Source organism: Bradyrhizobium sacchari, assembly GCF_002068095.1.
GTDB classification, from domain to species: domain Bacteria; phylum Pseudomonadota; class Alphaproteobacteria; order Rhizobiales; family Xanthobacteraceae; genus Bradyrhizobium; species Bradyrhizobium sacchari.
This window is the reverse complement of the sequence record NZ_LWIG01000007.1, coordinates 520,102-531,605: the sequence shown is the minus strand read 5'-3', so window position 1 is coordinate 531,605 and position 11,504 is coordinate 520,102. Positions and strand designations below refer to the sequence as shown.

The following is an 11,504-nucleotide window of genomic DNA, read 5'->3' as shown; positions in this document are numbered from 1 at the left end:
CCCGCCGGCATCGGGTGCGGCGCTCGGCACGCAATTGGCGCGCGAGACCGGGGGCGACGTGATCTATGATTGGGGCGGCGGATTGATCTGGGCCGCGTTGCCGCCGAAGGCCGACGCGCATGCCCCCGTCGTGCGCGCATGCGCGAATGCGGTTGGGGGGCACGCCACGCTGATCCGGGCGGCCGAGGATGTCAGGCGCGAGGTCGACGTGTTCCATCCGCAGGCGCCGGGCATCGCCGCCCTGAGCGAGCGGGTGCGCGCCAGTTTCGATCCGAAGACCATTCTCAACCGGGGACGCTTGAGCCGGGGCGCTTGCTGAATGAAGACCGAATTCTCACTCGCGCAGCTCGCCAATCCCGATATCGCGGAAGCCGACAAGATCCTGCGCGCTTGCGTCCATTGTGGCTTCTGCACTGCAACCTGTCCGACCTATGTGCTGCTCGGCGACGAGCTCGATAGCCCGCGCGGCCGCATCTATCTGATCAAGGAGATGCTGGAGAAGGACGAGACCCCGACGGCCGAGGTGGTCAAGCATGTCGATCGCTGCTTGTCGTGCCTGGCCTGCATGACGACCTGCCCCTCCGGGGTGAACTACATGCACCTCGTCGACCAGGCCCGGGTCAGGATCGAGCAGCGCTATCAACGACCGCTGGCCGAGCGCCTTCTGCGCCAGGTGCTGGCCTTCGTCCTGCCGGACCCGCAGCGCTTCCGCATCAGCATGGTGCTGGCGCGGCTGGCTCGTCCGCTCGCCGTGTTCCTGCCGACGCCGCGGCCCTCGGCCACGCCCGGCCTGGTCCAGCGCATCAAGGCAATGCTGGCGCTGGCCCCTCAGCGGCTGCCGCCACCGGGGCCGCTTCCAGGCAGCGTGTTCGCAGCCCTCGGCAAGAAGCGCGGCCGGGTCGCGCTGCTCCAGGGCTGTGCCCAGCAGGTGCTGGCGCCGCGCATCAACCAGGCCGCCATCAGCCTGCTGACCCGCCACGGCATCGAAGTTGTGCTGGTTCGGGACGAGCAGTGCTGCGGGGCGCTGACCCATCACCTCGGCAACGACCGCGACGCGTTGGCGCGCGCGCGTGCCAACGTCGCGGCGTGGAGCGCGGAGGCGGCCGGCGAGGGGCTCGACGCCATCCTGGTGACGACCTCCGGCTGCGGCACGGTCATCAAGGACTATGGCTATCTGCTGCGCGAGGACGCTGCGTTCGCGGCTGATGCGGCGAAGGTGTCCGCGCTCGCCAAGGACGTCATCGAGTACGTCGCCGGTCTCGATCTTGCACCGAGCACGCGGCAGGACGACATCGTCGTCGCTTATCACTCCGCATGTTCGTTGCAGCACGGACAGAAAATCACGGGCCTTCCGAAAGAATTGCTTTCCAAGAATGGATTCGTGGTGAAAGATGTCCCCGAGAGCCATTTGTGTTGCGGCTCGGCGGGGACCTACAACATTCTCCAGCCCGAGCTTGCGGGCCGGTTGCGCGATCGCAAGGTCGCCAACATCGCGAGCCTCAAGCCGGACATGATTGCCGCGGGCAATATCGGCTGCATGGTGCAGATTGCCAGTGGCACGTCAGTTCCGGTCGTACACACGATTGAGCTTCTCGATTGGGCTACGGGCGGGTCGCGGCCGGCATTGAACGCGCAAGTTTGAGCTTTCAAGGCCTGAGCTTTCCTCCCGAGGTGACGACTGAAGGCGCCCGATCGACCATTGTTCGGCGGCAACAGGAGGACCACGATGGCGAAAGCGAAGAAGAAGAAAAGCAAGAAGGCCAAAAAGGCCAAGAAGGCTGTAGCGGCGAAGAAGGCGACGAAGAAGGCCGCCAAGAAGGCCGCGAAGAAGTCTGCCAAGAAATCTGCGAAGAAGGCCGCCCCGAAGAAGGCTGCCAAGAAGACAGCAAAGAAGGCCGCGGCCAAGAAGGCAGCGCCGAAGAAAGCCGCCAAGAAGACTGCAAAGAAAGCGGCACCGAAGAAGGCGAAGGCAGCGCCCGCGCCGAAGCCCTCAGCGCCGGCCCCAGCTCCGGCTTCCGAGCCTGTCGCCGAGACGAGCTGGGCGATGCCTTCGTCTTCTGCGGAGCCGACGCCGGCCGAGGGGCAGGGCTAGGCCGAGGGTACCCTTCCCGATCTCTTGGAAGATTTGCAAGCAGAATGGCCGTGGCGGTGACGCTGCGGCCTTTTTGCATCGCCGGATGAGAGTCGGAAGCAATCCGCTCCCTGCGCGGGGTTGATTCGTGGCCCTGGCACCACGCGGCCGGAGACTTCCGTACTTCCCCGGTCTGCTTGTGCACTTTGGAATGCAAATAATGTGATCTAGAAGCCACACAGGGCTGACAACATTTCGCTGAAGGCTCAAATCGCCTAAAAAGTCGGCAGATGCCCGCGCTTTTTGCTTCACGGTTCGCGTCCCCCGCTCCAGATTGTCGCAGTAACGCAATTTTGCAGATAGGTCGTGCGCGCCCGGGGGGCTTCCGGGATCCGACTGGGTAAACTGGTGATGGGGATCGAAATGAAAAAAGTGGCTTTGTTGGCAACGGCGCTGGCAATGGTGACGACGGGTTCGGCTTTCGCGGCAGACATGGCAGTGAAAGCCAAGAAGGCCCCGCCGGTGGTTGCTTTCGATCCTTGGGATGTCGCCTTCGGCGCCGCCATCATGAGCGATTACGTGTTCCGTGGTGTGACCCAGTCCAACCACAAGCCGTCCGTCGCAGCCTATTTCGAACCGCGCTACAACGTCACCAAGGACCTCCAGCTTTACGTCGGTGTGTCGGCCGAGAGCATCTCGTTCCCGAACCGGGCTGCGGCCGAAGTCGATATCTACGGCGGTATCCGTCCGACCTTCGGCGCTTTCGCGTTCGACATCGGTGTCTGGGGCTACCTGTATCCGGGTGGAAGCTGCGCCGACGGCACGAGCTTGACCGGCGGCATCCCCGGCGGCGGCGTGTGCCCGGTCGATACCAACACGATCTTCATTGCCAACGGCAACGTGCTGAAGAAGGACGTCAGCTTCTTCGAAGTCTACGGCAAGTTCAATTACACGGTGAATGACAACTGGGCGTTCGGCGTCACCGAGTATTACACGCCGAGCTTCCTGAACTCCGGCGCCTGGGGCAACTACACCTCGGTCACTGCCAAGTGGACCGCGCCGAGCACGATCTTTGGCGCGAGCGGGGTCGGCATGTATGCCTCGGGTGAGTTCGGCCGGCAGTGGTTCGGCACCACCGACGCGTTCTACGGCACGAGCCCACTGGCGGCCGGTCCTGGCTATGTCGGTCCGTTCTTCCCGAATGGCATCCACTACGCCGATTACAACACCTGGAATATCGGCGTCGGCTTTACCTACAAGGTGTTCACGCTGGATCTGCGCTACTCCGACACGAACCTGTCGAAGGCCAATTGCAACGCCTTCACCAGCGACTTCACCGCCCGCTTCAGCAGCAGCTACAGCAGCATCAACCCGTCGGGCGTCGGCTCCAACTGGTGCGGTGCCACCGGTATCGCCAAGCTCTCGTTCGACCTGACGGCGATGAGCAACCTGAAGTAAGTTTCTTCCCGAGACGACTTCGAGGGCGGCGGGGCAACCTGCCGCCCTTTTGCTTTGGGGCCTGGGTGAGCCAGGGACGGCCTTTGCGGCGGGGGATCGTCAAGAGATTACAAAGCTGCGACTGGGGCTCGAACTGCGAGCCGTGAGAGCCGCGCCGCTGCCTCACACTCCGTCATTGCGAGCGCAGCGAAGCAATCCAGAATCTGTCTGCCGAGGTGGTCTGGATTGCTTCGTCGCAAGGGCTCCTCGCAATGACGAGGCCGAGTTGGGGACGTCCCCAAGATCGCAAGGGAGCCGCCCATCCGGTTCTTTCGACGCGACCGCCCGCGAGGGAGCCCCTCGCTTCTCAACCGGCCGTACTCGTCTCCTTCTCGGCCGGCGCGCCGTCGTTGCCCAGGACGTGGATCTCGCCGTCCTGCCTCATCGCCACCTTGCGGGTGTGGAAGACGTCGAGCGTCGAGCGGTGCCCGATCGAGACGATGGTGGCGTGCGGCAGCTTTTCCGCCAGCAACCGGTACAGCCGCGCCTCGGACGGCTCGTCCAGCGAGGCGGTGGCCTCGTCCAGGAAGAGATAGTCGGGCGCGTGCAGCAGCGCGCGGGCGAGGCCCAGCCGCTGCTGCTCGCCAAGCGACAGCATCCGGTTCCAGTGACCATCCTCGTCGAGCCGTCCGGCGAGGTTCGTCAGCCCGACCGCGATCAGTGTGTCCCTGACGCGGGCGGCCTCGAATGTATCGGGCTTTGCCGGATAGACCACGGCGTCGCGCAGCGCACCGACGGGGAAATAGGGGCGCTGCGGCAGCATCATCAGCCGGGCCTTTTCGGGAACGAGGATGGTACCGGTGCCGAACGGCCAGATCCCCGCGATAGCCCGGAACAGCGTCGACTTGCCGGAGCCGGACGGCCCGGTCACCAGCACGCGCTCCGAAGGCTGGATGGCAAAGGCATCGGCGGCGACCAGCGGCGCGCCGTTGGGCAGGTTCACGCATAGCTGCTCGAGGGCGATGGTGCGGCTGCTGCCCGTAGCCGCAAGGGCGATCGCAGGCTCATGCGCCGGCAAGTTTGCGGAGGAAGCGACCGACATCTCGAAGCCGTCGAGGCGCGCGACGATTGCGCGCCATTCCGCCAGTGACCGATAAGCCGTGACGAAGAACGACAACGCGCCCTGTACGCTGGAGAAGGCGGATGCGGTCTGCATCATGTCGCCGAGCTGGATCTTCTTGGCGAAGAAGGCAGGTGCCACCAGCACATAGGGAAAGATCACGGCGGCCTGCTGATAGCTCGCCGTGAACGCGGTGAGCCGCTTGGTCCGGCTCATGATCGCGTACCAGTTGCCGATCACGAAGCCGAAGCGGTCCAGCAGCCGGCCGCGTTCGGCGCCTTCGCCCTTGAGCAGCGCGATCTGCTCGGAGTTCTCGCGGACGCGGACGAGGTTGAAGCGGAAGTCGGCCTCGTAGCGCTGCTGTTCGAAATTGAGGTTCACCAGCGGGCTGCCGATCCAGTGCGTCAGCGCAGTGCCGAAGATCGCGTAAATCAGCGCGCCCCAGCACAGATAGCCGGGGATCATGAGGTCGGTGCCGAACAGGTGCAGCGGCGCAGCGTTGGACAGGCCCCAGAGGATGATCACGAAGGAGAACAGCGTCACGATCGAGGAGAGCAGGCCGAGCCCGATCGTCAAGGTCTGCTCGACGAAGTTCTTGACGTCTTCGGTGATGCGCTGGTCCGGGTTGTCGGCCGCGTCGCCCTTGAGCTGCATACGGTAGTGCGTCGCGTTCTCGAGCCATTCGCCGAGATAGTGCCGGGTCAGCCATTGCCGCCAGCGGATCTGGAGCCACTGGTTCAGGTACAGCTTGTAGACCGCCAGCGCGATATAGGTGGAGGCGAGGCCGACGAAGATCCAGATCTGCGTGACGAACGCGTCCCAGTCGCTCGCCTGCAGAGCGCTGTAGAACCTGTTCTGCCATTGGTTCACCAGCACGTCGATCGCGACCAGCGCCAGCTCCATGGCAATGACGGCGCCGAGAAGGCCGCAGCCGGCCCATTTGTCCTCGGATCGGAAATAGGGCACGGCGATTCGCCAGACGATCGCGAGCGTGGCGCGGATGTTGTTCACAGAGCTCTGTCTCCTCGAGGGATGTGCACAAATGCCCGGAGCCAAGGACCTGAGGCAATGACGAAAATGGGCCCGCTTAGACTAAAGTCGCAAGCTGTGCAATTTGCGTTGGCTTGTCGCAGCTTGCAACCCTAGCATGGGGCTCGACGGCGCGGGGCGGGGTGCTTCGGGATTTCGCGAGCTTGTGAGCGGAGGGGAACCGCCGCATTCGCGAGGAATTCGCGTCCAACTCGGGGGTTATCGCTTTCAGCGAAAAGCAGGATCGGCTCTCCACGCGGGCCGTCTGCCGCAAACATGCGTGGGGGAGGAAGACCATGTGGAATCAAATTTATGATCCGCTGCACAGTCCGGTGCTGTCGACGATCGCGGCGGCGATCCCCGTCGTCACGCTGCTGGTCCTGATCGCGAGCGGGCGCGTCCAGGCGCATATCGCGGCTGTCATCGCCGTGATCGTGACCAACCTGATCACGATCTTCGTCTTCACCATGCCGGCGAACATGTCGATCCGCGCCTCGATCCTCGGCGTCGTGACCGGCTTCTTCCCGATCGGCTGGATCGTCCTCAACGTCATCTTTCTCTACCAGGTGACGGTGGCGACCGGACGCTTCGAACTCCTGAAACGCGCGGTCGGCGGCGTCACCGAGGACCGGCGGCTGCAATTGCTGCTGATCGCGTTCTCGTTCGGCGCGTTCTTCGAGGGCGCTTCGGGCTTCGGTACGCCGGTTGCGATCACCGGCGCAGTGCTGATCGGCCTCGGCTTTTCGCCGCTCGCGGCGTCGGGCCTGTCCCTGATCGCCAACACCGCGCCGGTCGCCTATGGCGCGCTGGGCACGCCGATCCAGGGCCTTGCCTCGGTCACCGGGCTCGATCCCTACATCCTCGGCGCGATGGTCGGCCGGCAATTGCCGTTCTTCTCGCTGATCGTCCCGTTCTGGGTGGTGTGGGCGTTCGCGGGCTGGAAGGGCATGAAGGACGTCTGGCCGGCGATCCTCGTCACCGGCGTGTCGTTCGCGATCCCGCAATTCGTGATCTCGAACTTCATCAATCCGTGGATCGTCGACATCGGTGCGTCGCTGATCTCGATGGGCGCGCTGATCCTGTTCCTGAAGGTGTGGCAGCCGAGGCAGCTCTGGCTGTCGCCGGCGCTGCGCGGCCACGATGAATCGGCCGCGACGATGGCGGCGGCCAAGCCGCTCGACAAGACGCCGCTTACCCAGAGCGAGCTGTTCAGCGCGCTGCTGCCGTGGATCATGGTGTGCATCGTGATGCTGGTCTGGGGCAACGGCGCCTTCAAGGGCTGGGCGAACTCGATCTTCGTTTGGAACTATCCGGTTCCCGAGCTGCATCAGATGATCAACAAGATGCCGCCGGTCGCGCCCGGGCCGACCAAGGAGAGCGCGGTGTTCGCCTTCACCTACCTGTCCTTTACCGGCACGGGCATGCTGATCGCCGCGATCATCTCGGGCTTCCTGATGGGCGTTGGTCCCGGCAAGCTGGTGGCCGAATACGGCCGCACCATCCGCCTGTGCGCGATCTCGCTGATCACGATCTCGGCGATGCTCGCGATCGGCACGCTGACGCGGCTCTCCGGCGTCGACGCGACGCTCGGTCTCGCCTTCGCCGCGACCGGCGTGCTCTATCCTTTCTTCGGCACGCTGCTCGGCTGGCTCGGCGTGGCGCTGACGGGATCGGACACCGCCTCCAACGTGCTGTTCGGAAACCTGCAGAAGATCACCTCCGAACAGCTCGGCCTGTCGCCGATCCTGATGGGCGCGGCCAATTCCTCCGGCGGCGTGATGGGCAAGATGATCGACGCGCAGTCGATCGTGGTCGCCTCCACCGCCACCAACTGGTACGGCCACGAGGGCACGATCCTGCGCTTCGTGTTCTGGCACTCGATCGTGCTGGCCTGTCTCGTCGGTGTGCTCGTGACGTTGCAGGCCTATGTCTGGCCGTTCACGGCAATGGTCCTGAAGTAGCAGCCATGCTTCGACGAAAATCCCCGCGGGGCTCCGCCTCCTGCGGGGATTTTCACATCGGCCGCAGGCGAACCTTCTCAATGACGCCGCCGTCTTATAGAAAGTGCGGCAAATCAGGTCGTTTCGAGAGGTTTCATGGTTTCGCTCAGGCAGATGGTGTGCGCTGCGGTTGCAATGCTGGCGATGTCCACGCTCGCGCGCGCCGAGGACGGTTTTCCGTTCGGCACCGAGATGACGCTGGAGGCGTTGCCGCAAGCAGGCTCGAAGCGAATTCCGAACATCGAGATCGGCGACAATGGCGAGGTCGTGCTCGAGCTCTGGTGCAAGGGCGGCAAGGGCCAGTTCTCGGTCGCCGGCAACACCGTGATCTTCGTCCCCGGCCAGATCCAGGACCGGTCCTGCCCGCCGGCCAAGGCCCAGGCCGACGATGAACTCGTTGCGGCGCTCGGCAGCGTCGAGACCTGGAAACGCCAGGGCGACGTGCTGACGCTGCTCGGCCTCAAGCCTCTGCGCTTTCGCGTCAACGGGAATTAGGTCTCGCGCTTCCCACACAAGGCGTAGCGCGCAAGCGCTGCGCCGCAGAGCCGGGACCCAGCCTATCGATCCGGCCTTTGCTTGTGGCTTCTGGGCCGCGGCTCTGCAGCGCGTCCGCGCTGCGTCCGGGGCACGATGGTTCAGCGCGTCACTTCCACACCGATTTGTCGGCGTCCCAGCGCTGGCCCTTCAGCTCCTTGACGAGCGCCTCGACCGAGCCGTTGTCGTCGGGCTGATCGCCTTCCTCGTCGGCTGAGGCTTCGTCGGAGAGGTTGAGCTTGGCGCCGCTGCTCTCGTCGGCGGTCGTGGTCGCGGGGCTGCCGATCCAGAGCATCAGCTTGTCAGTGGTGCCGGGCTTGTCGGGCGAGACGAGCCCTGCGACCTCGATCGTGTCGGTGAGCTCGAGCGCCGGATGATCCTGGTTCGGCCGCTTGAACACCAGCTTGAGCTTGCCGGTCGCCGGGTTGAAGCCTTGCGACACCGGCTTGGCCGCCAGCGTCTTGCTCAGCACGCCCGCAATCGTGGCCGCGAGCTTGTCGCGATTGATCTTGTCGCCGTCGCGCCAGTCGGCGGCGGCGAAGCGGATGGTGCGGTCCATCTCGGTCATACCGGCGGTCCAGCCTGCCGCGGTGACGCCCGGCATCGCCTTGAATTTTGCCAGCAGCGCGGCTGCGCGCTCCGGGTCGACCGACATGTTGATGGTCTGCTCGCCGGCGCGCAGCGCGTCGCAGCCGACATTGAGGCTCGCCAGCGTCACCTCGACCGCCTGGCCCTTCAGGCTCTTCAGGAACTCGGTCGCCGCATCGAGCTTGACCTTCACCGCGATCGCCTCCGGCGAGACGTCGGTGAAATCCTTCGGCTGCGGCGTGATGCCGTCATCGGAGGTCTGGTTGTCCTGAAACTCCTTCTCGCTGAGATCGGAATTGTCGGACGAGGTGACCTCCGTCACCGCCTGCCCAATGCTGATCTGGCCGCGGAATTCGAACGTGTCGCCGGCCTGCTTGCGCAGCAGCTTCACCACGACCGGCGCCTTCTCACCGATGCTCTGCGTCGTACCGGTCAGCGTCTGGCCGGCGACCTGGAGATTGACGACGAAGCGGTCCTTGCGCTCGGAATTCTTCGCAATGGGGTAACAGACGTCGAGCACGGCCGCCGTCACCGTCTTACCCTGCCGCGTCTCCTTCAGGATCACGTCGGCATTGCCGTCCATCAGCCCGTCGATCGAGGTGAAATAGCGCGTCTCGGTTCCGCCGGGCGCCGTGGCCTTGGGCGACAATTTCATCTGGGCGGAGGCGACTTCGGGCGAGGCGGTGAGCAGAGCCGCCAGAAGGGCAGTCGAACAAACCAGGAGCGGGCGCATCGACGAAAATCCTCGGGCAACGGGCATGATCTGGAAAAGTGAGACGGTTTTCCGAGAGGATCATGGCCAAACAATCAGAATCGGCGCCACCGTAGTGGGTTTTGGCCGCCGGTTGAATCGGAAAGCTTGGGGGCAGCGTCGGCAAAAAAGAAGGCCGCCCGGAGGCGGCCTTCGTTGTCGCTGTAACGGAACGGACGGCTCAGAAGCCGCCCATGCCGCCACCGGCGGGCATCGCGGGCGGCGCTTCCTTCTTCGGCAGCTCGGCGACCATGGCTTCGGTGGTCACCAGGAGGCCGGCCACGGAGGAGGCGTCCTGCAGCGCGGTGCGCACCACCTTGGCGGGGTCGATGATGCCCTTCTCGACCATGTCGACATAGTCCTCGTTCTGGGCGTCGAAGCCGAAGGTCTCGGACTTGTTCTCCAGGATCTTGCCGACCACGATCGAGCCTTCCACGCCGGCGTTCTCGGAGATCTGCCGGATCGGGGCTTCCAGCGCCTTCAGCACGATGTTGATGCCGGCCTGGACGTCGTCATTGGCGTTGGTGAGACGGCCGACCGCCTTCTTGGCGCGGAGCAGCGCGACGCCGCCGCCGGGGACGATGCCTTCCTGCACCGCGGCGCGGGTGGCGTTCAGCGCGTCCTCGACACGGTCCTTCTTCTCCTTGACCTCGATCTCGGTGGCGCCGCCGACGCGGATCACCGCGACGCCGCCGGCGAGCTTGGCAAGGCGTTCCTGCAGCTTCTCGCGGTCGTAGTCCGAGGTGGTCTCCTCGATCTGCGCCTTGATCTGGCCGACGCGGGCCTCGATGTCAGGCTTCTTGCCGGCGCCGTTCACGATCGTGGTGTTCTCCTTGTCGATCACCACCTTCTTGGCGCGGCCGAGCATCTTCACCGTGACGTTCTCGAGCTTGATGCCGAGCTCCTCGGAGATCAGCTGGCCGCCGGTGAGGATCGCGATGTCCTCGAGCATGGCCTTGCGGCGGTCACCGAAGCCCGGCGCCTTCACGGCGGCAACCTTGAGGCCGCCGCGCAGGCGGTTGACGACCAGGGTGGCCAGCGCCTCACCCTCGACGTCCTCGGCGATGATGACGAGCGGCTTGCCCGACTGCACCACGGCTTCGAGCACCGGCAGCATGGCCTGCAGGCCCGAGAGCTTCTTCTCGTGCAGGAGGATGTAGGCGTCCTCGAGCTCGGCGGTCATCTTCTCGGCGTTGGTCACGAAGTAGGGGCTGAGATAGCCGCGGTCGAACTTCATGCCCTCGACGATGTCGACCTCGGTGTCGAGCGACTTGTTCTCCTCGACCGTGATGACGCCCTCGTTGCCGACCTTCTGCATCGCCTGGGCGATCATCTTGCCGATGGCGGCATCGCCGTTGGCCGAGATGGTGCCGACCTGGGCGACTTCGGAGGAGGCGGCAACGGGCTTCGCGCGCTTCTCGATGTCCTTGATGACCGCGGCAACCGCGGTGTCGATGCCGCGCTTGAGGTCCATCGGGTTCATGCCGGCGGCAACCGCCTTGGCGCCTTCGCGCACGATGGCCTGGGCCAGCACGGTCGCGGTGGTGGTGCCGTCGCCGGCGAGGTCGTTGGTCTTGGAGGCGACCTCACGCACCATCTGGGCGCCCATGTTCTCGAACTTGTCCTCGAGCTCGATCTCCTTGGCGACGGTGACGCCGTCCTTGGTGATGCGGGGCGCGCCGAACGACTTCTCGATGACGACGTTGCGGCCCTTCGGGCCGAGCGTCACCTTGACGGCGTTGGCGAGAATGTCGACGCCGCGCAGCATGCGATCGCGCGCCTCTCCGGAAAACTTGACGTCTTTGGCAGCCATTTCTGCAATCCCTTGTGTTTTGTGATGTGTCTTGTCTGGTGCTGTGCGGCGCTCCCTTCGTCATTGCCGGGCTTGACCCGGCAATCCATCATCTTGTGAGGAAGGATGGATGCCCGGGTCAGGCCCGGGCATGACAGTCGCGCATTCAGCGGCCGTTCAGG

The 11,504-nt window shown here is 64.7% G+C and carries 8 protein-coding genes and 1 pseudogene; 6 read left to right on the top strand and 3 right to left on the bottom strand.

Annotated features, from left to right (window positions below):
* The 4 genes and pseudogenes from A5906_RS44145 to A5906_RS08940 all read left to right on the top strand — a co-directional run.
* A pseudogene (locus tag A5906_RS44145) lies at positions 1-319 on the top strand (2-hydroxy-acid oxidase); the annotation flags it as partial.
* Entirely contained in the window at positions 320-1,642 is a 1,323-nt protein-coding gene (gene glcF, locus A5906_RS08950; protein ID WP_080134830.1) for a glycolate oxidase subunit GlcF, read from the top strand.
* 84 nt (positions 1,643-1,726) lie between these two features.
* Complete coding sequence (locus A5906_RS08945; protein ID WP_080134829.1) at positions 1,727-2,092, top strand: histone; 366 nt, start codon at positions 1,727-1,729, stop codon at positions 2,090-2,092.
* Between the two features lie 402 nt (positions 2,093-2,494).
* Positions 2,495-3,529, top strand: a complete 1,035-nt coding sequence (locus A5906_RS08940) for a TorF family putative porin (protein ID WP_080134828.1) — start codon at positions 2,495-2,497, stop codon at positions 3,527-3,529.
* A gap of 346 nt (positions 3,530-3,875) precedes the next feature.
* Here the strand turns inward: A5906_RS08940 and A5906_RS08935 are convergent, their stop codons facing one another.
* A complete protein-coding gene (locus A5906_RS08935; RefSeq protein ID WP_080134827.1) occupies positions 3,876-5,639 on the bottom strand; it encodes an ABC transporter ATP-binding protein/permease in 1,764 nt (587 codons plus the stop codon).
* A 314-nt stretch (positions 5,640-5,953) separates the two neighbouring features.
* Here A5906_RS08935 and A5906_RS08930 point away from each other — a divergent pair, with 314 nt between their 5' ends.
* Together A5906_RS08930 and A5906_RS08925 are read left to right on the top strand one after the other, a co-directional pair.
* On the top strand, positions 5,954-7,618 hold the full coding sequence (locus A5906_RS08930) for an L-lactate permease (RefSeq protein WP_080134826.1): 1,665 nt from the start codon (positions 5,954-5,956) through the stop codon (positions 7,616-7,618).
* Between the two features lie 135 nt (positions 7,619-7,753).
* Positions 7,754-8,152 (top strand): META domain-containing protein, encoded by a 399-nt coding sequence (locus A5906_RS08925; protein ID WP_080134825.1) that lies wholly within the window; start codon positions 7,754-7,756, stop codon positions 8,150-8,152.
* Between the two features lie 148 nt (positions 8,153-8,300).
* On the opposite strand, the gene A5906_RS08920 is transcribed toward A5906_RS08925, so the two are convergent.
* Together A5906_RS08920 and groL are read right to left on the bottom strand one after the other, a co-directional pair.
* Positions 8,301-9,512 (bottom strand): hypothetical protein, encoded by a 1,212-nt coding sequence (locus A5906_RS08920; RefSeq protein ID WP_080134824.1) that lies wholly within the window; start codon positions 9,510-9,512, stop codon positions 8,301-8,303.
* Between the two features lie 199 nt (positions 9,513-9,711).
* The gene (gene groL / locus A5906_RS08915) at positions 9,712-11,343 is read right to left on the bottom strand and encodes a chaperonin GroEL (protein ID WP_080134823.1); all 1,632 of its coding nucleotides are present in this window, start codon (positions 11,341-11,343) and stop codon (positions 9,712-9,714) included.
* Between the last annotated feature and the right edge of the window lie 161 nt (positions 11,344-11,504).

Coding starts and splice junctions, on each gene's coding strand:
- glcF (WP_080134830.1), top strand. CDS start 320: ATGAAGACCGAATTCTCACTCGCGCAGCTCGCCAATCCCGATATCGCG.
- A5906_RS08945 (WP_080134829.1), top strand. CDS start 1,727: ATGGCGAAAGCGAAGAAGAAGAAAAGCAAGAAGGCCAAAAAGGCCAAG.
- A5906_RS08940 (WP_080134828.1), top strand. CDS start 2,495: ATGAAAAAAGTGGCTTTGTTGGCAACGGCGCTGGCAATGGTGACGACG.
- A5906_RS08930 (WP_080134826.1), top strand. CDS start 5,954: ATGTGGAATCAAATTTATGATCCGCTGCACAGTCCGGTGCTGTCGACG.
- A5906_RS08925 (WP_080134825.1), top strand. CDS start 7,754: ATGGTTTCGCTCAGGCAGATGGTGTGCGCTGCGGTTGCAATGCTGGCG.
- A5906_RS08920 (WP_080134824.1), bottom strand. CDS start 9,512: ATGCGCCCGCTCCTGGTTTGTTCGACTGCCCTTCTGGCGGCTCTGCTC.
- groL (WP_080134823.1), bottom strand. CDS start 11,343: ATGGCTGCCAAAGACGTCAAGTTTTCCGGAGAGGCGCGCGATCGCATG.